The following is a 22,512-nucleotide window of genomic DNA, read 5'->3' as shown; positions in this document are numbered from 1 at the left end:
GTTCATGGACCCGTTGCCACCCACGTACAGCCGGGTGAGCCTGACCCTGCTGGCCGGTCAGGCACACGTGAACCTGCTCGGCAACGTGCACGGTGGCGAGGTGATGCGGCTGGTCGACTCGACGGCCGGCGCGGTGGCCCAGCGGCACAGCGGCGGTCCCGCCGTGACCGCGGCGATGGACGAGATGGCCTTCCTCGCCCCGGTGCACGTGGGGGACATCCTGCGCGCGACGGCGCAGGTCAACTGGGCCGGCCGCACCTCGATGGAGGTCGGGGTGCACGTGGAGTCCGAGCCGTGGAACCAGGCGGGCACCGAGCCGGTGCACGTGGCGTCGGCGTACCTCGTGTTCGTCGCGATCGACGAGCACGGACACCCGCGTGAGATCCCCGGTCTGGAGGTCAGCGACGCCGAGGAGGTACGCCGCATGCGCGAGGCCGAGATCCGCCGCGCCCACCGGCTCGCACGCAAGACCGAGATCGACCTGGGCCGCGCCTAGACCACTCGGCGCGCCTCTCGCGGCGCGACTGCCGTGGCTGGTGATACTTGTCGGCACCGACTCGCCGCCCGCGCACGACCCCGAGAGGTCCCCCTTCATGGCCCCTGTTCCACCCCTGCTCGAAGCACGGCCCGCTGTACGCGGATCCCGGGCCAGCGGAGTCCAGTTCCGCCGCGCCCTCGTGCTGATGCTGATGACCCTGGTGATGCCCGGGTCGGCGCAGCTGGTCGCAGGGAACAAGCGGGTCGGGCGGGTCGCGCTGCGGATCGCGGGGGGCCTGGTCGCGACGGTCGTGGTGCTGTTCCTGCTCGGGATGATCTTCGGCTCGTTCGTGTTCTGGCTGCTGAGCAACACCTTCGTCCTGGGGATCGTCCGGATCGTGCTGATGGCGATGGCGGTCGGCTGGGCCTACCTGTTCGTCGACGCCTGGCGCCTCGGTGACCCGCTCGCGCTGCGGCAGAAGCAGCGCCTGGCGATGGTCGGCATCAACGGGGTGCTGTGCTTCAGCGTCGCCGGATCGCTGCTGTTCGCCTCCAGCGTGGTCAGCGCTCAGAAGGACTTCATGAGCGCGATGTTCACCGACGGCGTCGCCACCGGTGCGCACGCCGGGCGCTACAACGTGCTGCTCCTGGGCGGGGACTCCGGCTCGGACCGGTGGGGGCTTCGCCCGGACAGCCTCTCCGTGGCCAGCATCGACGCCGAGACCGGGGAGACGGTCCTGTTCGGCCTGCCCCGCAACATGCTGAACTTCCCCTTCCCGAAGGGGTCGATCATGGACGAGCAGTTCCCCGACGGCTACGACTGCGGCCCCGAGTGCGAGCTCAACTCCCTCGCGACGTACGCCGCCGACCACAAGGCGCTGTTCAAGGGAGTGAAGAACCCGGCGGTCGAGGCGACCGTCCAGGGCGTCGAGGGCATCACCGGCCTGAAGATCAACTACTTCGCGATGGTGAACCTGCAGGGCTTCGAGAAGCTCGTCGACGCCGTCGGCGGGGTCACCCTCAACGTCCGCGACGCGATCCCGATCGGCGGCATCGGCGCTCCGGTGACCGGCCACATCAAGCCGGGCAAGCGCAAGCTGAACGGCTTCGAGACGCTGTGGTTCGCGCGCTCCCGCGTGGCCGCCGACGACTACTCGAGGATGGCGCGGCAGAAGTGCGTGCTGAACGCGATGCTCCAGCAGCTCAGCCCCCAGACCGTGGTCCTCAACTTCGACAAGATCGCCAAGGCGAGCACCGCCCTGATCACCACCGACCTGCCCAAGGGCGAGGTCGACCGGTTCGCCGAGCTGGCGCTCAAGGCCCGCGAGAAGCCGATCCGCACGGTCTCGTTCGTGCCCCCGATGATCTCCACCAGCAACCCCGACATCGACAAGATCCACGCCGAGGTCGACAAGGCGATCGACCGCTCCGAGGGCAAGAAGTCGAAGGACAAGCCGACGAAGGCCTCCAAGCCGGCGCCGGCCCCGAGCACGGGCACCACCGGTGGGTCGATCGGCAGCCTCAAGGCGGGGTACGCCGCCAACCAGGCCACCGACCTGTCCTCGGCCTGCTGACCGTTCGGCCCCTCCCGTAAGGTGCCGGACGTGTCAGAGACGACGGGGGCCGGTACGGCCGGGGGCTCCAGCGTCCCCGACGTGAGGGCCGTGGTCGTCACCTGGAACCGGTGCGAGCTGCTCGGCGAGGCGCTCGCGGCGCTGCGTGACCAGACCCTCCCGCTGGGCGGGATCGTGGTCGTCGACAACGCCTCCACCGACGAGACGCCGCAGCTGCTCGATGCGCAGCAGGGGCTTGACGTCGTACGCCTGACCCAGAACACGGGAGGCGCGGGCGGCTTCGCCGTGGGGATCGAGCAGGCGATGACCCACGCCCCCGACCTGGTCTGGCTGCTCGACGACGACACCATCCCGACCCCGGACGCCGCCCGGGAGCTGGTGCGCGCCTGGCAGGACTACCGCGCCCGGCACGGCCGTGCGCCGGCGGTGGTGGCCAGCAAGGTGGTGTGGACCGACGGTCGCGACCACCCGATGAACACGCCCCGCAGGAAGCCGGGAGCCGGTCGCGCGGAGAGCGCGGCGGCGGCCACGGTGGGGGCGGTGCCGATCCGGTCGGCCTCGTTCGTCTCGATCATGTGCGACGCCGAGGCGGTCCGCAGCCGGGGGCTGCCGGTGGCCGACTACTTCTTGTGGAACGACGACTTCGAGTACTCCACCCGGCTGATCCGCGACGGCGTCGGGCTCTACTGCCCGCGCAGCGTCGTGGTCCACAAGACCAGGGTGTTCGGCTCCACCGACGCCGACCCGGGGGAGCGGTTCTTCTTCGAGGTCCGCAACAAGCTGTGGCTGTTCACGAGGTCCCGCGGGCTGCGCCCGGCCGAGAAGGCCGTCTACGGCGCCTCCACGCTGCGCCGCTGGGCGGGCACGTTCGCGAAGTCCTCGGACCGCGCCACCCTGCGCGGCGCCCTGGTCAAGGGGGTCCGGGCCGGTCTCGGGTCCGGTCCGCGCCCGAGCGCAGCGGTGCTCGCCGAGGCGGGGTGGATCTCGCCGGAGCGGCGGAGCACGAAGCTGGACCCGGGGCAGCCGTTCTCGTTGCTGATGAGCACCTGGGGCGGTGACCGCCCCGACTACCTCCGGGCGGCGTTCGTCTCCACCGTCCAGGACCAGACGCGTCGTCCGGCTCAGGTCGTGCTGGTGCAGGACGGACCGGTCCCCGAGGAGCTCGCGGCCGAGATCCGCCACCTGGCCGCGACCAGCCCGGTGCCGGTCACCCATGTGGAGATGCCGGCGAACCTCGGTCTCGGCCCGGCGCTGGACGCCGGCCTCCAGGCCTCCGAGCACGAGATCGTGGCCCGGATGGACGCCGACGACGTCAGCGCCCCGGACCGGTTCGAGAAGCAGCTCCCGGTGGTCGAGGCCGGTGCGGACATCGTCGGCTCCGGGCTCTGGGAGTTCGCGGAGTCGCCCGAGGAGGTGGTGGGTCGCCGTACGCCGCCGGTCGACCCCGACCAGATCCGCCGCGTGATCAAGTTCCGGGACCCGTTCAACCACCCCACGGTCGTCTACCGCCGTACGGCGGTCCTCGCCGCCGGCGGATACACCGACCTGGCGCTGATGGAGGACTACCTGCTCTTCACCCGGATGGTCACCATGGGGGCAGTGCCGGCCAACCTCGCGGAGCCGCTGGTGCACTACCGGGTCGGCGACGGCGCCTACGCCCGGCGCGGGGGAGTCGCCCTGCTGCGCTCCGAGCTCGCGCTCCAGTCCAGGTTCCGCCGGCTCGGCCTGACCACCCGGCGCCAGTACCTGCGCAACGTCGCGATCAGGGGCGGATACCGGCTGGTCCCGGAGGCTGTGAGAAAGGTCGCCTACCGCAGCCTGTTGGCGAACCGATCCTGAGGCGTGCGCGGCTAGACTGTCGCGGGTCGAACGGCCCGAATCTGCCGGTCGTCGCACCCCACCGCTGAGGAGCTTCGTTGAACGCCGAGCAGACCCCCGACCTCGTCATCGTCGGATCCGGTTTTTTCGGCCTCACCATCGCAGAACGCTGCGCCAGTGAGCTCGGGCTGAAGGTCCTCGTGCTGGAGCGCCGGCACCACCTCGGCGGCAACGCCTACAGCGAGCCCGAGCCCGAGACCGGCATCGAGGTGCACGTCTACGGTGCGCACCTGTTCCACACCTCCAACGAGGTCGTGTGGGAGTACGTCAACCGGTTCACCTCGTTCACCGGCTACCAGCACCGCGTCTTCGCCAAGTACCAGGGGCAGGTCTACTCCTTCCCGATGAACCTGGGGCTGATCAACCAGTTCTTCGGTCGCAGCCACACCCCGGACGAGGCACGCGCCCTGATCGCCGAGCAGGCCAGCGAGATCGACACCGCCGACGCGCAGAACCTCGAGGAGAAGGCGATCAGCCTGATCGGCCGCCCGCTCTACGAGGCGTTCGTCAAGGGCTACACCGCCAAGCAGTGGCAGACCGACCCCAAGGAGCTCTCGGCCGACATCATCAGCCGCCTCCCGGTCCGCTACAACTTCGACAACCGCTACTTCAACGACAAGTACGAGGGCCTCCCCGTCGACGGCTACACCGCCTGGCTGACGCGGATGGCGGACCACCCCAACATCGAGGTACGCCTCGAGACGGACTTCCTCGACCCCGCCAACGGGTACGCCGAGCAGTTCAAGGGCAAGGTCCCGATCGTCTACACCGGCCCGGTGGACGCCTACTTCGGCAACTCCGAGGGCCGGCTGTCGTGGCGCACCGTGGACCTCGAGCCCGAGGTCCTCGACGTCGACGACTTCCAGGGAACCTCGGTGATGAACTACAACGACCAGGAAGTCCCGTACACCCGGATCCACGAGTTCAAGCACTTCCACCCCGAGCGCACGCACCTCCCGGGCAAGACCGTGATCGTGCACGAGTACTCCCGCTTCGCCGAGGAGGGTGACGAGCCCTACTACCCGGTGAACACCGCGGAGGACCGCGCGAAGCTGCTCAAGTACCGCGACCTAGCGCGCAAGGAGCCGATGGTGCTCTTCGGTGGCCGTCTCGGCACCTACAAGTACCTCGACATGCACATGGCCATCGGCTCGGCCCTGTCGATGTACGAGAACAAGCTCAAGCCGCACTTCCGCGGCGGTGCGGAGCTGAAGTCCGGAGGAGTGGACGAATGACGACGACCCTTGCCACCGACGCCACGGGACCGGACCCGGTCGTCGCGACCGGGCGCCGGGTGCTGCAGCGCTTCGTGCTGCCGGCCGACCGTGACCTCGACGTGCTCCCGCTGTACGTCGACACCGAGCCGGCCGTCCTGGACGCAGACAAGGCCTCGATCGGCTCGAGCAGCGTCGCCAAGAACATGAACCGGGCCGCGCTGCGCCAGTCGATCTCGACCGGGACCTCGCTGCACCCCGACGCGATCATCGACCGCCACCGCCTGCGGGTCGACCACAGCGACCGGATCTCCTCGGGCACCTACTTCAACGGCTTCCCCGCCAGCTACTGGCGGCGCTGGACCGTGGTGGAGGAGGTCACGCTCGACATCACCGTGAGCGGGCCCGGCGCCACCGTCACCGTCTACCGGTCGATGGCCAACGGCCGCTCCCAGCGCGTCGACGCCGCCACCACCGAGGGCGGGGAGCGCAACCGGTTCGAGTTCCACCTCTCCCTGGTGCCGTTCGTCGACGGCGGCTGGTACTGGTTCGACGTGGTGGCCGGCGACGAGGACGTGGTCATCGAGGAGGCCACCTGGGTCGCCGACGTACCCGTCGACCTGGTCACGCCCGGCACCGTCACCGCCGGCATCACCACGATGAACCGGCCGGACTTCTGCGCCAAGCTCGTCGGCCAGCTCGGGGCCGACACCGAGGTCAAGGCGCTGCTCGACGAGGTCCTGGTGATGGAGCAGGGGACCGACAAGGTCACCGGCAGCGAATACTTCGAGGCCGCCGAGGCGTCCCTCGACGGCAAGCTGCGCGTCATCGAGCAAGGCAACATCGGCGGTTCGGGCGGGTTCGCCCGGGCGCAGTTCGAGACGCTGAAGGCCGACCGCTCCAAGTACGTCCTCTTCCTCGACGACGACATCGTCGCCGAGCCGGAGAGCATCCTGCGCGCCGTCGCCTTCGCCGACCTGGCCCGCCGGCCCTCGATCGTGGGCGGGCACATGTTCAGCCTGTTCTCCAAGGCCCGGCTGCACAGCTACGGCGAGATCATCAACCGCTACCGGTTCTGGTGGATGTCGCCGCCCACGGTGGAGACCGACTGGGACTTCGGCGCCCGCAACCTGCGCAGCTCGCGGTGGCTGCACCGCCGCGTCGACGTGGACTTCAACCCCTGGTTCATGTGCCTGATCCCCACCGAGATCGTCCGCGAGATCGGCCTGAGCCTGCCGCTGTTCATCAAGTGGGACGACTCCGAGTACGGCGTCCGCGCCCAGGCCGCCGGGTTCCCGACGATCACCATGCCCGGCGTCGCCGTGTGGCACGTCCCGTGGACCGACAAGAACGACGCGCTGGACTGGCAGGCCTACTTCCACCAGCGCAACCGGTTCGTGGCCGCGCTGCTGCACTCACCGTTCCCGCACGGTGGCCGGATGATCCGGGAGAGCTTCAACCACCAGGTCAAGCACCTGCTGGCGATGCAGTACTCCACCGTCGAGCTGCGCCACCTCGCGCTCGAGGACGCCCTCGCCGGACCCGACCAGCTCCACGACGACCTCCCGGTCAAGCTGGGCCAGGTGCGCGAGCTGCGCAAGCAGTTCACCGACGCCCAGCTCAAGACCGACCCGGACGCCTTCCCGCCCCCGCGCCGCGAGAAGCCGCGCAAGCGCGACCTCGACTCCGAGATCCCGGGCCGCGCCTCCCAGCTGCTCTCCGCGGTCAAGGGGTCGGTGCGCCAGTTCGTCGGCACCCGCAAGCTCTCCCGGGAGTACCCCGAGTCGGCCCTGCCCGCCATGGACGCGAGCTGGTTCCGGCTGGCCACGCTCGACTCCGCAGTGGTCAGCATGCCGGACGGCACGGCGGCTGCTCTCTACCGGCGCGACCCCGAGATGTTCCGCGACCTCCTGCGCCGCACCGTGGAGATCCACGAGCGGCTCTACCGCGAGTGGCCGCAGCTCTCCCGCGCCTACCGGGCCCAGCTGGAGGAGATCACCTCGGTCCAGCGGTGGGAGAAGACGTTCGCGGCGTCCACCAAGGACCCTCGATGAGAGCCGCCAACAAGCGGGCCGAGGGGAGTGGGGCCGAGGCGGTCGACGAGGAGACCCGGCGCAAGCGGGCCGCCCGGCGGGCCCGCAGGATGCTGCGCAACAACGCGGACGCGATGCCGGTCGTGGAGGCCGACGGCGGCCCCCGCCAGGTCCGCGTGGTCGACGCCGAGCTGGCACCCCCCTCACCGCGCGGTGGTCTCTTCGAGGTCTTCCAGCAGCCCTACCTGCTCAAGCTGATCGTCCAGCGCCAGCTGGCCCAGATGTACGCCGCGTCGCTGCTGGGCCTGCTGTGGTCCTACGTGCAGCCGGCCCTCCGGTTCGCCGTCTACTACGTGATCATGGGCTTCGTCCTGAAGCTGCACGCGGACACGCCCTACTTCGCGATCCACCTGTTCACCGGGATCGTGGTGGTGCACTACTTCGGCGAGACCTGGGGCGGTGGCACGCGCTCGATCTGGCAGAACAAGTCCCTGGTCCAGAAGATGCGGATGCCCCGGGAGATCTTCCCGGTGGCCTCGATGCTGGTGGCGGCGTACCACACACTGCCGCAGCTGCTGGTGCTCGTGCTCGCCTGCCTGGCCTCGGGGTGGCACCTCAGCTGGACCGCGATCGGCGCCGGGCTCCTCGGCATGGCGATCCTGGTGAGCTTCGCGATGGCGATGGCGCTGATCTTCTCGGCGCTCAACGTCTTCTTCCGCGACTTCCAGAACATCGTGCAGACCGTGATGCAGTTCATGCACTTCCTGGTCCCGATGATCTACCCGTTCGCGATGATCTACGACGCCCACGAGTCCCACCCGGTCCTCTACCAGCTCTACCTGGCCAACCCCGTCGCGCAGGCGGTGCTGCTGCTGCAGCGGTTGTTCTGGTACCCCCTGATCGAGGACACCAGCAAGATGGGCCAGGCGTTCCCGCCGGACATGTACGTGCGCGGCTTCATCACCCTCGCCCTGTGCCTGATCCTGGTGTGGGTGGCCCAGAGGTTCTTCTCGCGAGTCGAGAACAAGTTCCCGGAGCGGCTCTGATGACGGTCTCGATCAAGGTGGAGCACGTGACCAAGGAGTTCACGATGCAGTACCACCGCACGCTGAAGCAGATGGCCGTCGCCTCGGTGAAGCGGCTGCCCCTGCAGGAGAAGTTCCTGGCGGTCAACGACGTCTCCTTCACCGTCGAGCAGGGCGAGTCCGTGGGCCTGATGGGCCTCAACGGCTCGGGCAAGAGCACCCTGCTCAAGGTGATCAACGGGGTGATGCGCCCCGACCAGGGCGAGATCCTGACCCGGGGCCGCATCGCCGGGCTGATCGCCAAGGGCGCCGGCTTCCACCCCCAGCTCACCGGTCGGGAGAACCTCTTCCTCAACGGCGCGATCATGGGGATGAGCGAGGCGGAGACCAAGCGCAAGTTCGACGCGATCGTCGACTTCGCCGACATCGGCAAGTTCATGGACACCCCGGTGTCGCACTACTCCTCGGGCATGTACGCCCGGCTGGGGTTCTCGATCGCCATCCACGTCGACGCCGACATCTTCCTCGCCGACGAGGTCCTGGCAGTGGGGGACCGCCCGTTCAAGAAGAAGTGCATGGCCAAGATGCAGGAGATCCGCCAGCAGGGCACGACGATCTTCTACGTCAGCCACGCCACGGCCTCGGTGCGGGCGATGTGTGACCGCGTGCTCGTCCTGGAGTCCGGTCGCCTCACCTACGACTCGAAGACCGTCGAGGGCGGCTCGGTCGACGGCGGCATCCACCACCTGCAGTACGACGACGAGAACGCAGCCACCGACGAGGAGCTCGGCGCGGACGTGTGACAAATGAGGCCACAGCGCAAGGAAATGATTAGCGAGCCATTTAAATTACACCCTTGTAATTCATTAAATACAACGGTGTAATTCGGGCAAATCGCTTTCCAAATGCTGTGACGGGTGTGAACCTTGGTACTCGTGTGACTCGCTTCCCCCATCACGTGGAGTGCCCTCAATGCCTTTCAGCCGTGCCCGTTACGTCACGTTCTGCCAACAGTCCCTGGTGACGGCAGCCGTCCTGGCCGTCGGCGTCTCCGCCGCCGGCGTCAAGACGCTGGACATCGTTCCCCAGCCCGCCCCGCACGCGGGGGAGCAGGCGTCGACGTCCCCTCACGAGGTCACCGGGCCTCCGGACGGGTCGACGCGCCCGAGCGCGTTCGCACGCTCCGCGCCGGCCGCGACCAGGTCGGCCCCGGTCCGCGCTGTCCCGCCGACCGCTGACCGTGCGCCGGTGGACAAGGCGCCGGTGAAGAGCAAGGTGCGCGAGATCAAGGTGACCGGCGTGCAGGCGAAGGGCACTCCGGGCGCCGCTCAGCGAGTCGCCCCCAAGACCCCGGCCACCCAGGCTCCGGCCACCCAGGCTCCCGCCACACAGGCTCCGGCCCCCAAGCCCGCTGCCCCGGCAGCTCCGGCGAATGGGGAGAAGCTGGTGGCGCTCTCGGAGCCGCAGACCGTCCGCGGGTACGCCACGGTCGGGATCACCTGGAGTTCCGGGGTCGAGTACGCCGACGACGCCATCAGGGTCGAGGTGCGCACCGCTCGCGAGGGCGCCTGGTCGGGCTGGATCGAGGCGGGCTACCACGACGAGCACGGACCGGACGCGGCCGAGGCCGCCGTGGCAGGGGAGCGCCCCGGCACCGACGCACTCGTGGTCGGTGACGTGGACCAGGTGCAGATGCGCGCGTTCACCACCGACGGCGTCACCCCGCCCGACCTCAAGCTCGCGGTGGTGGACCCCGGAACGGGCGCGCAGGTGCGCCAGGCGCCGGCCATCGACACCGCGGCGCTGGCACCGACCTCGACGTCACCGACCCCCCCGGCAACGGCCCCGACCTCGGCACCTGCCCCGGCGACGGACGCTCCCGCCGCGGGTGGATCCGGCGACGCGGTGCTCAGCGCCATGAAGGTCGCCCCCAAGCCCTACATCTACTCCCGCGCACAGTGGGGGGCCAACGAGCGGCTGCGCGAGCAGACCAGCCCGGGCTACGGCACCATCAAGGCCGGCTTCATCCACCACACGGTGAACGCCAACAACTACACGGCCGAGCAGGTGCCCGCCCTGCTGCGCGGCATCTACGCCTACCACACGCAGTCGCGGGGCTGGCGCGACATCGGCTACAACTTCCTCGTCGACCGGTTCGGCCGCATCTGGGAGGGCCGTTGGGGCGGCGTGAACAGCGCGGTCGTCGGCGCCCACACGTCGGGCTACAACGAGGTCTCGTTCGCGATGTCGGCCATCGGCAACTTCGACATCGCCAACTCGCCGCAGGCAGTCTCCGACGCCTACGCCCGGCTGTTCGCCTGGAAGCTGTCGGCCTACGGGATCCGTGCCGACGCCACCCGGGTCTACGTGAAGAACCGCTACTTCCAGGCGATCAGCGGGCACCGGGACGCGGGCTCGACCGCGTGTCCGGGGCGCTACCTCTACGCGAAGCTCCCGGCCATCCGGCAGGCGACCCAGAAGCTGCAGAACGCAGCCCAGGGAGGGGCCCCGGCCCCCACGCCCGCCAAGCCGGTGACCCCGGCTGGCCCGGCGTACACGGGGGCCGTGCGCAGCGACGCCCGCTGCACGCACGCCACGGTGAGCAAGCGCGCCTACGGCTACGTCGGCTCGGCCAAGAACACCAGCCTGCTGGTGCCGCTGCAGTGCCTGCTCAAGGGCCAGGGCCACTACCCCTACGCCGTGACCGGCCGCTGGAACGCTCAGACCCTCGCCGCGATCCAGGCCTTCCAGAAGCGCGTCAAGCATCCGGTGGCAGCCGGGTTCAGCCGCAACGACTGGGTGAGCCTGCACGCGACCGGGAGCAGCGGGCGCGTGCTGGGGACCGGGTCCAAGGGGACTGACGTGATGCGGGTGCAGCGTGCCATGAACGCGGCGCTGCACCGCAAGCTGCCCGTGACCGGCAACTACAACAAGCGCACCAAGCGGGTCGTCCGGATCTACCAGAAGAGGGTGGGCATCAAGTCGACCGGAACGGTCGCGAACCAGACCTGGGCAGCCCTGCGGGCAGGCCGGATCTAGCCAGGCACCGGCACCGTCGTCAGGACGTGGCGCGCAGTTCGGACGTCGCGCGCTCGTCCTGGCGCAGGGTCGGCCACCGGGTCGCGGCGACGTTGCGCAGCAGCACCAGCGACCCGTCGGCGAGAAGGGGTGCGAGGAAGGCCGGGACACCCCGGCCGGCCGCGGGGTGCTCGTCGGTGAGCAGCCGGACCCCCGGCTCGCAGGGGGTGACGGCGGCCGTCTCGAGCAGCTCGGCGTGGGTGTGCGCGCTGTCCACGTCCAGCCAGGCGACCGTGTCCGGGCTGGGCGGGGTGCTGCCGATGAACACGTCGCTCTGGCCCGGCCACAGGACCCCGTAGTCGAGCACCCCGGCGGGCAGCGGCTCGGGGAAGCGGACCGCGAACGGACGCAGCGAGCAGGCGACGACCTCGTCGGCGTCGCGGTGCCGGTCCAGCGAGTCCGGACCGCACACGACGACGCTGTGCGGGGCCCGGGGGTCGTCGGTCACCGCAAGGCCGGCGCTCCAGGCCGCGCCGAGGAAGACCGGCACCAGCCAGTGGGCGGGCAGGTCCAGCAGCACGGTCTCACCGGAGTCCAGGCCGAGCTCGTCGGTGAGCAGGTTGGCGGTCTTGCTGACCCAGTTGACGTAGGTGGTCACCGACAGCTCGGTGCGCTCGCCCGTGGCGTCGTCGTAGGCCGTCACGAGGGGCTGCCCGGGGTCGGTGCGCAGGCGCTGGACGACCAGTTCGGGGAAGGTACGAGGGGTGATCACAGCGCAACCGTAGTCGCCGGTGGGCAGGAGCGGTCGCACCTGCAGCGGTGATGACAAGATGCCCGCCATGACTTCCTCAGTGCTCGACCGGCTCTGGGCCGTGGTGCCGGCCGGTGGTGCCGGCACCCGGCTGTGGCCGGTCTCCCGGGCGAACCGCCCCAAGTTCCTGCTCGACCTCACCGGGAGCGGGCGCACCCTGATCCAGGGCACGGTCGACCGGCTGACCCCGCTGGTGGGGGAGCGGGTGGTGGTCGTGACCGGGGCGGTGCACCAGGACGCCGTACGCGCCCAGCTGCCGGAGGTGGACCGCGTCATCGCAGAGCCGTCCCCGCGCGACTCGATGGCCGCGATCGGCCTCGCCGCCGCCCAGCTCGAGCGCGAGGACCCCGATGCGCTGATCGGCTCGTTCGCCGCCGACCACGTGATCACGGGGGAGGAGGCGTTCCTCGCCTGTGTGCGCGAGGCCGCCGAGGTCGCCGCGCAGGGGCTGCTGGTGACCATCGGCATCGAGCCCACCCACGCCGCCACCGGGTTCGGCTACATCCGCGGCAGCGACCCGCTGCCCGGGTTCCCCACGGCGCGCAGGGTCACCGAGTTCGTGGAGAAGCCGGACGCCGAGCGTGCGGAGGCCTACGTGCGCAGCGGGGACTACCGCTGGAACGGCGGCATGTTCCTGGTCCGGGCGGCGACCCTGCTCGACCTGCTGGCCGAGAACCACCCCGAGCTCGCCGCGGGGCTGCGGGCGATCGCGGCGGACCCGTCGCTGCTCGAGACGCAGTGGCCGAGCCTGACCAGGATCGCGATCGACCACGCGGTCGCCGAGCCCGCCGCGGCGGCCGGCCGGGTCGCGATGGTGCCGGGTCCCTTCGGCTGGGAGGACGTGGGCGACTTCGCGGCACTGGCCGAGATGACGCCCGAGGCTGCCGGGGGGATCAAGGTCGTCGGCGAGCAGGCGCACGTCGTCTCACGCGACGCCAGCGGCCTCGTGGTGAGCACCACGGGCCGCACGGTGGCTGTCGTCGGGCTCGAGGACGTCGTGGTGGTGGACACCGGCGACGCCCTGCTCGTCACCACCTACGCCCACGCGCAGGACGTGAAGGCGGTCGTCGACGAGCTGAAGCGGAGCGGGCACCAGGAGCTGACCTGATCCGAGAGGACGTGTCAGCGGGTGCCCGCTCCTCCCGGCCTCAGGGGGCGTTGGGCTCGGGTGCGTCGGAGGCGGGGTAGGCGTCCATGAACTTCTCCACGACCGCACCGGAGGGCTCGGCGCAGTACTGCCTGATGCCCTGCTGCTTCTCCGGGCCGGTCCAGTGGGTCAGCGCGACGTGCTTGCCCTCGGGGAAGGCGCCACCGTCCTTCGACGTCCACGGGGCGGCGATGAACTTGTCGGTCTCACCGTCGAACTTCGCCGCGATCGCCTTGACCTCGCGGTAGATCTTCGTGCCCGGCTTGACGCTGTCGTCGTACCACAGGACCGTGTGGCCGTGCTCGAGGCTGTGCACGAGGCGCTCGACCTCGGGCCGGTCCCCGACGGTGTAGAAGCTGCGGATCTCCGAGCCCTGGAGGAAGTTGCCCCAGTGCGGTCCGGAGGCGGGCGGCGCCTTCGGGTAGGAGATCTTGGTGCCGGGGTTCACGTGGTCGTTGTTCCCCGTCGCCTCCTCCTTGACCACCGGGTCGCACTGGGCGGCGGACGTCGTGGCGCCGACCTCGGCCAGGGGAGTGCCCGCGTTCTTCTTCGCCTCGCGCTCGTTCTGGAGGTAGGGGATCAGAGCGGCGGCCAGCAGGCCGAGCACGACCACGATGCAGGCACCGAGGATCAGCAGGCTCCGCCTGCGTTCCTTGCGTTGCTGTTCCTTGCGGAGCTGCTCGGCGATCGCTCGCCGATTGTCGCGTTCGTTCTTCTTTGCCACTCGAGGCCAGCCTTTGATCGGGGGGTGTGCGCGGAGAGTCTACGGAGCGGCGGGTGAGATCATGACGTGCTCCCCGTGGAGGTCCGGCGTGGCGACGTCGCTGTGCGGCCGCCATCCGTGCGCGTGGGCCACCAGGCGCACCCGCTCGGCGGCCACGACCTCGTCCCGCAGCTGCCCGGACGGCAGCTGGACCCGGATGGAGACTCCTCGCGTGGAGGCCTGCAGCCCGCACGACTCGAGCGCCTCCAGCACCTCCTCGGACGTGGCCGCGCTGCCGAAGCAGTCGGGGGAGACCCCGCGTACGGCGGCGACCACCGCCTCGCGGGCACCGAGCGCGAACATGTCCTGCTGGCGGGGGCGGAGCAGCGGTCCGGCGCCCGGGCCGTGCTCGCCGGCGGGGAGCACCCGCTCGCCGAGGCCGCGCACCACCGAGACGGGTCGCGCGCCCAGCTTGCCGGTGACCAGCTCGGCCACGGAGGCCAGCTCGTCGGCGACCGCAGGTGCCGTGACCGCCAGGGGGTTGCCGTAGGAGTCGGTGCGCCCGGCGTGGTCGTCGAGGGGCTCGAGGCCCGCGACGCCGATCGCGATGTCGGTCTGTCCCTGTCGCCACGCACGGCCCGCGGTGTCGGTGAGCACCACGGCCACGTTCGGGCCGTCCTCCTCGCGGACCCGCTCACGCAGCGTGCGGGCAGAGTCGTCCGGGCTCACCGGCAGGAGCACGACGTACCCCGGGGCGACGTTGGAGGCATCCACCCCGGCGGCCGCCATCACCAGGCCCAGGTGGTTCTCCACGATGGAGGTGGGTCCTCGGCGAGCCACCACCCGGACGGTCTCGTCCCGGATCGCGGCCTCGCGGTCACCCTGGCGGACCCGGCCCTCGGCCTTGCTGACGACCTTGCTCGTGACCAGGACGATGTCGCCGTCCTGGAGGGCGTCACGCCCGGAGAGCCCACGCAGCAGGTCCCCGAGATCGGTCCCCTCGGTGATCTCGCCGATGCCCTTGACGGCCCAGGCCTCCAATCAGGCACCGCCTGTTTCTGTCTCGGCCGGTTCGATCGCGGCCAGCTCGATCGCGGTCGCGACCAGGTCGGCGGTGGCGTCGTGGTCGGTCATCCACAGGGGGACCGCGCGGCAGCGGATCCCACTGGCCTGCACCCGGTCCACGCTCGCCTCGTCGACGGTGTCCACCAGCCAGCCGTCGAGCAGGCCGCCGCCGGAACGGGCGCCGTAGTGCTCCGCGACGCCGGCCGCGGAGACCTCGACGCCGATCACGCCGAGCAGCTGGCGGGCCATCCCGTGGACGTGGTCCGAGCCGATGATGCCGGAGACGCCCACCACGGGTGCCGAGGTCGCCACGAGGGCCTCCCTGATCCCGGGCACTCCCACGATCGTGCCGATCGAGACGACCGGGTTCGACGGAGGCACCAGGACGAGGTCCGCGCCCGTGATCGCCTCGACCACGCCGGGAGCCGGCCGGGTCTCGGCGAGCCCGATCGGCACGACGCCGTACGCGGGCACCTCGGCGTGGTGACGGACCCAGTACTCCTGGAAGTGCACCGCGCGTCGCTCGTCGGTGTCCGGGTCGTCGATCACCACGTGGGTCTCGACACGGTCGTCGGTCATCGGCAGCAGCGTGAGGGCACCGGCCTCGGTGGCGGGCAGCCAGCGGCGGCACAGTGCCGCGGTGACCGCGCTGAGCGGGAAGCCGGCCTCGAGCATCTGGGTCCGGACAAGGTGGGTGGCGATGTCACGGTCGCCGAGACCGAACCAGGTCGGCTCCACGCCGTACGCCGCGAGCTCGTCCTTGGCGTTCCAGGTCTCCTCCCGCCGCCCCCAGCCGCGATCGGTGTCGATACCGTCGCCCAGGGTGTACATCACCGTGTCCAGGTCCGGGCAGACCTTGAGGCCGTGCACCCAGATGTCGTCGGCGGTGTTGGCGATCACGGTCACCGAGGTGTCCGAACCGGTGCGCTCCACCAGTCGCAGCAGGCCCTGGAGAAAACGGGCACCGCCGACACCACCGGACAAAACGGTGATACTGCTGGGCAGTGGACGGGAGCCCTGGTCAGGGCGCGAGGAGGGGCGGTCAGGGCCGCCGCCGGGGGTGCTCAGGGGGGATTCGGACATGTTCTCAAGTGTGGACCAGTTGGTCCAATACCAGACTTTCGCTTGACTTCAGGGGTACGACAGGCATGTAATCACACCAGTGTGATTAGTAACTCGGTCCGTCAGGATCGAAGGGTCGAATAGGGGCAAACACCGTGCGCGAACTGTATCTGCTCGAGGGCGATTCCGAAGACGCTGGATGGCAGGAGCGCGGGCTGTGCGCTCAGACCGATCCAGAGGCGTTCTTCCCGGAGAAGGGCGGCTCCACCAGGGAGGCCAAGAAGGTCTGCCTGACCTGCGAGGTGCGCCAGGACTGCCTGGAGTACGCGCTGGAGAACGACGAGCGCTTCGGCATCTGGGGCGGGCTCTCGGAGCGGGAGCGCCGCAAGCTGAAGAAGCAAGCCGTCTGAGGCCGGCGGGCGGGCTCCGGCCTTCCCGCCCAAGCTCGTGGACCCAGGCTCGGGGGCTCAGGGCTCGTAGTCGGGGTGCACGTCCTCGGCCGGTACCCCGAGGTAGTCCGCGAGCTGCTCCACCACGACGGTCAGCACCAGTGCCTCGAGGTCCGTGCGGGTCTCGGCCCGGTGCTCCAGGGGCCGCCTGAACAGCACCAGCCTGGCCGGCGTCGTCGGTGTCGCCGGCACCAGCGAGGCCAACGGGACCCGCGGGGCCACCCAGGTGCTCGGCAGCACGGGGATGTCCTCGACCGCGAGCTCGACCAGGGCGAGCTCCTCGGTCCACCGTGACTCGACGTCGTTCATCACCTCGACCGCGATCTGGTCGAAGCGCTCCCGCGCCGACCGCTGGGCGGGGACCGGGCCGCCGGGGGCGCCGGGTCCGAAGGCCGGGCCACGCATCCCACGACCACGCCGGTCGTGCAGGAAGCCTGCGCGCCGGGCTCCGGCGAGCTCCCCGTCGGGGACCGCCCCGATTCTGGGTGAGGGATTCTCCACGACCGCGAGCCTAATGGGCCAACCGTCCGGGGAGTTGTAACCTCACGCCGTGGGTCTCCTTCGTCGTTGTTCGCGTACTGCCTGCGGGCGCCCTGCCATCACGACGTTGACCTACGTCTACGCCGACCAGACGGCGGTCGTGGGCCCGCTGGCCACCTACGCGGAGCCACACGCCTACGACCTGTGCGACCGGCACAGCGAACGGCTCTCCGCCCCTCGCGGGTGGGAGGTGCTCCGGCTGGCCAACGACGACCACCAGGGGCCCACCTCCGACGACCTGCTCGCGCTGGCCGACGCGGTCCGCGAGGCCGCCCAGCCCAAGCCGGTCGAGGTCCCGCTCAACCCGCCCCAGCAGCCTGAGGGCACCCGCCGCGGACACCTGCGCGCGCTGCGTTCCGAGGACTGAGGCGGCACCTGCCACCGGGCGGCGCGCTGGGTAGGGTCTGCGCATGCCGAAGACCAGCGACCCCGCCAATCTCGCCGCGATCTTCAAGGCCTACGACGTTCGCGGCACGGTGCCGGACCAGATCGACGACGACCTCGCCCGTCGGGTGGGCAACGCCTTCGTCGCGGTGACCGGCGCCGATAGCGTGGTGGTCGGCCACGACATGCGCCCCTCCTCGCCCGGCATGTCCCGGGCTTTCGCCGAGGGTGCCGCGGTGGCCGGTGCCGAGGTGACGCTGATCGGCCTCGCCTCGACCGACCAGCTCTACTTCGCCTCCGGACGGCTGGAGCAGCCCGGCGTGATGTTCACAGCGAGCCACAACCCCGCGCAGTACAACGGCATCAAGATGTGCCGCGCGTTCGCCGCACCGATCGGCCAGGAGACCGGGCTGATGGAGATCCGGGACCGGGTTGCGGGGGGCGAGACGCTCACGGCCGAGCGGCCGGGCGCCGTCGTGGAGCAGGACGTGCTGGGCGACTACGCGGCCTACCTCCTCGGCCTGGCGCCGGTGAAGGGCCGCCGGCTCAAGGTGGTCGTCGACGCCGGCAACGGGATGGCCGGTCTCACCGCCCCTGCCGTGCTCGGCGAGGTCGACCTCGAGGTCGAGGAGCTGTACTACGAGCTCGACGGCACCTTCCCCAACCACGAGGCGAACCCGATCGAGCCGGCCAACCTGGTCGACCTGCAGGCCAAGGTCCGCGAGACCGGCGCCGACATCGGTCTGGCCTTCGACGGGGACGCCGACCGGTGCTTCCTGGTCGACGAGCGCGGCGAGCTGGTCAGCCCCAGCGTGCTGACCGCCCTGATCGCGGCCCGCGAGCTGCTCAAGGACCCCGGCGCCACGATCATCCACAACCTGATCACCTCGCGTGGGGTCCCCGAGATCGTGCGCGAGCTCGGCGGGGTCCCGGTGCGCACCCGCGTCGGCCACTCCTACATCAAGGCGCAGATGGCCGAGACCGGTGCCGTGTTCGGCGGGGAGCACTCGGGGCACTTCTACTTCCGCGACTTCTGGCGCGCCGACTCCGGGATGCTCGCGGCCCTGCACGCCCTGGCCGCGCTGGCCGAGAGCAGCGCCCCCCTGTCCGAGGTGATGCGTCCCTACGCCCGCCACGTCGCGAGCGGCGAGATCAACTCCGAGGTGCTCGACCAGCAGGCCGTCCTCGACGAGCTCGAGCAGACCTGGAGCGGGCGAGACGACGTGGAGGTCGACCACCTCGACGGGCTCAGCGTCACCCATGAGGACTGGTGGTTCAATGTTCGCGCGTCCAATACCGAACCCCTGCTGCGACTCAACGCGGAGGGTACGGACGCTGACACGATGACGCAGGTTCGCGATGCTGCGCTCGCCATCATCAGAAGGAGCAAGTGATGAATCTGGACAGCCATCTCCTCGACGTGATCGTCTGCCCGGCCTGCCGGCAGGCGCTCGCGGTCGACGAGGCCGCCGAGGAGCTGGTCTGCGTCGGCTGCGGCCTGGCCTACCCCGTGCGCGACAACATCCCGGTGCTGCTGGTCGACGAGGCCCGCAAGCCGGGATGAGCTTCGACGACGGCCTCCTGGACGACGAGCGGGCCCTGGCCCGCGTGGACGCGCGGCTGCGCCACCTGGCCGAGGGAGGTGCGCGGGTCCGCCGCGAGGCGCTGGCCGCCCAGGAGGCGGTCGCCCCGGCCGTCGCCCGCCTCGCCGAGGAGCGTCCCCGGGCCGTGGTGGCCGCAGGTCCGGACTCCCGGCTGCTGCGCGCGGTGCTGGAACCGGTGTGCCCCGTCCCCTTCGTGGCGTGGCCGGGCCCCGGGCTCCCGGGCTGGGCCGGCAGCCTCGACCTGGTCGTCGTACTGGCTCCCGAGGGAGCCGACGCCGCGACGGCCGCTGCCGTGGCCGAGGCCGTGCGCCGCGGCTGCCAGCTGGTGGTGGCAGCGCCGGCGAGATCCCTGGTCGGCGAGCATGCCCAGGGGCGTGACGTGATGCTGCTGCCGACCCAGACGGGGGACCAGCTGGCCGTCGCGGTGGTGGTCCTGGAGCTGCTCGACCAGGTCCACCTCGGGCCGGGCACCGACCCCGAGGTGGTCGCGAACGCGCTCGACGACATCGCGATCGCCTGCGGCCCGCACCGCGACATCGCGGTGAACCCCGCCAAGATCCTCGCGATCGGGATCGCGGACTCGAACCCGATCTTCTGGGGCGGGACCGTGCTGGCCGCCCGCGCCGGTCGCCGGATCGCGGAGTCCGTACGCCGGGCCACCGGCCGCACCGCGCTGGCGGCCGACGCCGAGCACCTGCTGCCCGTCCTCGCGGCGACCGCTCCCTCCGACGTCTTCGCCGACCCGTTCGCCGACGGCGGCCTCGAGCGCCGCCCGGCGCTGGTGGTGCTCGACGACGGGGCCGTCGACCCGGCGGTCCTCGAGACGCGGCGCCTCCTCGAGGAGACCGCCCAGGCCCACGGCGTCAGGGTGGAGACCATCTCCTCGCAGGCCGAGGGAGACGTCGCCCGCTACGCCGCGATGCTCGCCACGGGGACCTACACCGCGACGTACCTGCAGCTCGGTCTCGACGCCTGAGGCGTCAGTGAGCGCCGGCCTTCTTGCCCGGCCCGAACGGGAGCACGTGCATCACCGCGACGACCACGGCGCCCACCAGGACGCCGACCACTGCCGAGCAGGCGGTGTTGGTCAGCCAGCCCAGGACCGCGCCCATCGCGTGCCAGGAGTCGTGGGCGGCGTGCTCGAGGTCGTGGACCAGGGAGTACGGCGCATGCCAGCCGAGCTCGTCGACGCCCACGAGCAGGATGTGCCCGCCGACCCACAGCATCGCCACGATCCCCACGGCGGAGATGACCGCCAGCAGCTTGGGCATCCCCGCCACCAGGCCGAGGCCGATCCTGCGGACCGCCGCGGAGCTCCGCCCGGCCAGGGAGAGGCCGAGGTCGTCCATCTTCACGATGCCCGCGACCACGCCGTAGACCAGGATCGTGATCGCGATCGCGACCACCACGAGGATGGCGGCCCGGGACACGAACGGCTCGTCGGCGACCTCGTTCAGCGAGATCACCATGATCTCGGCGGAGAGGATGAAGTCGGTGCGGATCGCACCGGACACCACGGTGTCCTCGTCGGGCCGCTCCTCCGCGCCGGTCTTCGCCACGGCGCCGCGGTGCGCGATCCGCTCCCAGATCTTCTCCGCGCCCTCGTAGCAGAGGTAGGTGCCACCCACCATCAGGATCGGGGTCAGCAGCCACGGCAGGAACTGGCTGAGCAGGAGAGCGGCGGGCAGGATGAACAGCAGCTTGTTGCGCAGGGACCCCTTGGCGATGCGCCAGATGAGCGGCAGCTCGCGCTCGGCGGCGACGCCGTGGACGTACTGAGGGGTCACCGCGGTGTCGTCGACGACCACTCCGGCTGCCTTGGCGCTCGCGCGGCCCGCCGCGGCTCCCACGTCGTCGACGGAGGCGGCCGCCAGCCGGGCCAGTGCTGCCACGTCGTCGAGAAGGCCGAACAGTCCACCGCTCACGCCCGCGAGCCTAGCGCCGCGGACCTTGCTCGCGGCTGCTGGGCGCCGCGCGCCGCCTTGAGTAGACTGCCCCGAGCGCCTTTCGCACGAGATCGTGGCCAGACGCCGCCGCACCCCCAGGTGCGCTGACCACTCGACCCCCAGCACACAAGGACTTCACTGATGGACTACAAGGTTGCCGACCTCACGCTGGCCGACTACGGCCGCATCGAGATCGAGCTCGCCGAGCACGAGATGCCCGGCCTGATGGCGATGCGCGAGCGCTACGGTGCGGACAAGCCGCTCGCCGGCGCCAAGATCGCGGGCTCGCTGCACATGACCACCCAGACCGCGGTGCTGATCGAGACCCTCGTGGCGCTCGGCGCCGAGGTCCGTTGGGCCTCCTGCAACATCTTCTCCACCCAGGACCACGCTGCGGCCGCGGTGGTCGTGGGCCCGAACGGGACCCCGGAGGACCCCCAGGGCGTCCCGGTCTTCGCCTGGAAGGGCGAGACGCTGGAGGAGTACTGGCAGTGCGCCCAGGAGATCCTGGACTGGCCCGGGGACGAGCACCCCAACATGATCCTCGACGACGGCGGCGACGCCACGATGCTGCTCCACCTCGGCGTCCAGGCTGAGAAGTCCGGGGTCGCACCCGACCCGGCGACCGCGCACAGCACCGAGCAGCGCATCGTCTTCGAGCTGCTCAACGCCCAGCTCGAGAAGAGCACGGACCACTGGACCCCGATCGCCAACTCGGTCAAGGGAGTCACCGAGGAGACCACCACCGGGGTGCACCGCCTCTACGAGATGATGCGCGAGGACTCGCTGCTCTTCCCGGCGATCAACGTGAACGACTCGGTCACGAAGTCCAAGTTCGACAACAAGTACGGCTGCCGCCACTCGCTCATCGACGGCCTCAACCGCGCCACCGACGTACTCATCGGCGGCAAGGTCGCCGTGGTCTGCGGCTACGGCGACGTCGGCAAGGGGTGCGCTGAGTCGCTGCGCGGCCAGGGCGCCCGGGTCATCGTCACCGAGATCGACCCGATCTGCGCGCTGCAGGCCGCCATGGACGGCTACCAGGTCGACACCCTGGAGAACGTGCTGCCCCAGGCCGACATCATCATCACCTCGACCGGCAACAAGGACGTCGTGACCATCGACCACATGCAGTCGATGAAGCACAACGCGATCGTCGCCAACATCGGTCACTTCGACAACGAGATCGACATGGCCGGCCTCGAGGCGCCGGGCGTCGCCGAGCGCAAGAACGTGAAGCCGCAGGTCGACCTGTGGACCTTCCCCAACGGCAAGGCGATCATCATCCTCTCCGAGGGCCGGCTGATGAACCTCGGCAACGCGACGGGTCACCCCTCGTTCGTGATGTCGAACTCGTTCACCAACCAGGTCCTGGCCCAGATCGAGATCTTCACCAAGACCGAGGAGTACCCGGTCGGCGTCTACGTGCTGCCCAAGCACCTCGACGAGGAGGTCGCCCGGCTCCACCTCGGCGCGCTGGGGGTCAAGCTGACCACGCTCACCGAGGAGCAGGCCGCCTACCTCGGCATCCCGCAGGAGGGCCCGTACAAGTCCGAGCACTACCGGTACTGACGGGTAGTCG

21 protein-coding genes are annotated in these 22,512 nt (G+C 70.4%); 15 read left to right on the top strand and 6 right to left on the bottom strand.

What is annotated here, in order from left to right:
- Window positions 1–4 precede the first annotated feature (4 nt).
- The 8 genes from AC4BGC_RS11460 (at window position 5) to AC4BGC_RS11425 (ending at window position 11,240) form a co-directional block, all read left to right on the top strand.
- A complete protein-coding gene (locus AC4BGC_RS11460; RefSeq protein WP_490555840.1) occupies window positions 5–496 on the top strand; it encodes an acyl-CoA thioesterase in 492 nt (163 codons plus the stop codon).
- 97 nt (window positions 497–593) lie between these two features.
- Window positions 594–2,051, top strand: coding sequence for an LCP family protein (locus tag AC4BGC_RS11455; protein WP_490548354.1), 1,458 nt, complete (start codon window positions 594–596; stop codon window positions 2,049–2,051).
- A gap of 30 nt (window positions 2,052–2,081) precedes the next feature.
- Entirely contained in the window at window positions 2,082–3,890 is a 1,809-nt protein-coding gene (locus tag AC4BGC_RS11450) for a glycosyltransferase (protein ID WP_490555839.1), read from the top strand.
- Window positions 3,891–3,967: 77 nt separating this feature from the next.
- Window positions 3,968–5,164, top strand: a complete 1,197-nt coding sequence (gene glf, locus AC4BGC_RS11445) for a UDP-galactopyranose mutase (RefSeq protein ID WP_490555836.1) — start codon at window positions 3,968–3,970, stop codon at window positions 5,162–5,164.
- Complete coding sequence (locus AC4BGC_RS11440) at window positions 5,161–7,197, top strand: glycosyltransferase (RefSeq protein ID WP_490555835.1); 2,037 nt, start codon at window positions 5,161–5,163, stop codon at window positions 7,195–7,197. Before glf ends, AC4BGC_RS11440 begins: the two co-directional genes overlap by 4 nt.
- Complete coding sequence (locus tag AC4BGC_RS11435; RefSeq protein WP_490555834.1) at window positions 7,194–8,222, top strand: ABC transporter permease; 1,029 nt, start codon at window positions 7,194–7,196, stop codon at window positions 8,220–8,222. The genes AC4BGC_RS11440 and AC4BGC_RS11435 overlap by 4 nt, the downstream gene beginning before the upstream one ends.
- Window positions 8,222–9,004 carry an ABC transporter ATP-binding protein gene (locus AC4BGC_RS11430; protein WP_490548361.1) on the top strand — a complete coding sequence of 261 codons (783 nt, stop codon included), beginning with the start codon at window positions 8,222–8,224 and terminating at the stop codon, window positions 9,002–9,004. The genes AC4BGC_RS11435 and AC4BGC_RS11430 overlap by 1 nt, the downstream gene beginning before the upstream one ends.
- 169 nt (window positions 9,005–9,173) lie before the next feature.
- Complete coding sequence (locus AC4BGC_RS11425) at window positions 9,174–11,240, top strand: N-acetylmuramoyl-L-alanine amidase (protein ID WP_490555833.1); 2,067 nt, start codon at window positions 9,174–9,176, stop codon at window positions 11,238–11,240.
- Between the two features lie 19 nt (window positions 11,241–11,259).
- Here AC4BGC_RS11425 and AC4BGC_RS11420 read toward each other — a convergent pair whose 3' ends face one another.
- Window positions 11,260–11,991, bottom strand: coding sequence for a TIGR03089 family protein (locus AC4BGC_RS11420; protein WP_490548363.1), 732 nt, complete (start codon window positions 11,989–11,991; stop codon window positions 11,260–11,262).
- A 67-nt stretch (window positions 11,992–12,058) separates the two neighbouring features.
- On the opposite strand from AC4BGC_RS11420, the gene AC4BGC_RS11415 reads away from it, so the two are divergent.
- Complete coding sequence (locus AC4BGC_RS11415; RefSeq protein WP_490555831.1) at window positions 12,059–13,138, top strand: mannose-1-phosphate guanylyltransferase; 1,080 nt, start codon at window positions 12,059–12,061, stop codon at window positions 13,136–13,138.
- A gap of 40 nt (window positions 13,139–13,178) precedes the next feature.
- Here the strand turns inward: AC4BGC_RS11415 and AC4BGC_RS11410 are convergent, their stop codons facing one another.
- From AC4BGC_RS11410 to cofD, 3 genes are read right to left on the bottom strand one after another with little or no spacing between them, the layout of a single operon-like run.
- The gene (locus AC4BGC_RS11410; RefSeq protein WP_490548365.1) at window positions 13,179–13,901 is read right to left on the bottom strand and encodes a DUF3105 domain-containing protein; all 723 of its coding nucleotides are present in this window, start codon (window positions 13,899–13,901) and stop codon (window positions 13,179–13,181) included.
- Between the two features lie 39 nt (window positions 13,902–13,940).
- Window positions 13,941–14,921 carry a coenzyme F420-0:L-glutamate ligase gene (gene cofE, locus AC4BGC_RS11405; RefSeq protein ID WP_490555830.1) on the bottom strand — a complete coding sequence of 327 codons (981 nt, stop codon included), beginning with the start codon at window positions 14,919–14,921 and terminating at the stop codon, window positions 13,941–13,943.
- Entirely contained in the window at window positions 14,922–16,028 is a 1,107-nt protein-coding gene (gene cofD, locus AC4BGC_RS11400) for a 2-phospho-L-lactate transferase (protein ID WP_490555829.1), read from the bottom strand.
- A 134-nt stretch (window positions 16,029–16,162) separates the two neighbouring features.
- On the opposite strand from cofD, the gene AC4BGC_RS11395 reads away from it, so the two are divergent.
- Complete coding sequence (locus AC4BGC_RS11395; RefSeq protein ID WP_490548368.1) at window positions 16,163–16,417, top strand: WhiB family transcriptional regulator; 255 nt, start codon at window positions 16,163–16,165, stop codon at window positions 16,415–16,417.
- A gap of 57 nt (window positions 16,418–16,474) precedes the next feature.
- Here AC4BGC_RS11395 and AC4BGC_RS11390 read toward each other — a convergent pair whose 3' ends face one another.
- Window positions 16,475–16,957: a metallopeptidase family protein gene (locus tag AC4BGC_RS11390; RefSeq protein ID WP_490548369.1), complete on the bottom strand. Its 483-nt coding sequence runs from the start codon at window positions 16,955–16,957 to the stop codon at window positions 16,475–16,477.
- Between the two features lie 49 nt (window positions 16,958–17,006).
- On the opposite strand from AC4BGC_RS11390, the gene AC4BGC_RS11385 reads away from it, so the two are divergent.
- From AC4BGC_RS11385 to AC4BGC_RS11370, 4 genes are read left to right on the top strand one after another with little or no spacing between them, the layout of a single operon-like run.
- Complete coding sequence (locus AC4BGC_RS11385) at window positions 17,007–17,363, top strand: DUF3499 domain-containing protein (protein WP_490548370.1); 357 nt, start codon at window positions 17,007–17,009, stop codon at window positions 17,361–17,363.
- A 43-nt stretch (window positions 17,364–17,406) separates the two neighbouring features.
- The gene (locus AC4BGC_RS11380; RefSeq protein WP_490555828.1) at window positions 17,407–18,774 is read left to right on the top strand and encodes a phosphomannomutase/phosphoglucomutase; all 1,368 of its coding nucleotides are present in this window, start codon (window positions 17,407–17,409) and stop codon (window positions 18,772–18,774) included.
- Complete coding sequence (locus AC4BGC_RS11375; RefSeq protein ID WP_490548372.1) at window positions 18,774–18,944, top strand: Trm112 family protein; 171 nt, start codon at window positions 18,774–18,776, stop codon at window positions 18,942–18,944. Before AC4BGC_RS11380 ends, AC4BGC_RS11375 begins: the two co-directional genes overlap by 1 nt.
- Window positions 18,941–19,960: an SIS domain-containing protein gene (locus tag AC4BGC_RS11370; RefSeq protein ID WP_490548373.1), complete on the top strand. Its 1,020-nt coding sequence runs from the start codon at window positions 18,941–18,943 to the stop codon at window positions 19,958–19,960. The genes AC4BGC_RS11375 and AC4BGC_RS11370 overlap by 4 nt, the downstream gene beginning before the upstream one ends.
- 4 nt (window positions 19,961–19,964) lie before the next feature.
- Here AC4BGC_RS11370 and AC4BGC_RS11365 read toward each other — a convergent pair whose 3' ends face one another.
- A complete protein-coding gene (locus AC4BGC_RS11365) occupies window positions 19,965–20,909 on the bottom strand; it encodes a DUF808 domain-containing protein (RefSeq protein WP_490555826.1) in 945 nt (314 codons plus the stop codon).
- A gap of 162 nt (window positions 20,910–21,071) precedes the next feature.
- On the opposite strand from AC4BGC_RS11365, the gene ahcY reads away from it, so the two are divergent.
- Entirely contained in the window at window positions 21,072–22,502 is a 1,431-nt protein-coding gene (ahcY, locus tag AC4BGC_RS11360; RefSeq protein WP_490555825.1) for an adenosylhomocysteinase, read from the top strand.
- Window positions 22,503–22,512: the final 10 nt, after the last annotated feature.

The organism is Nocardioides sp. Z38_18 (genome assembly GCF_058215695.1).
This window is presented reverse-complemented; position numbering and strand designations above follow the sequence as displayed.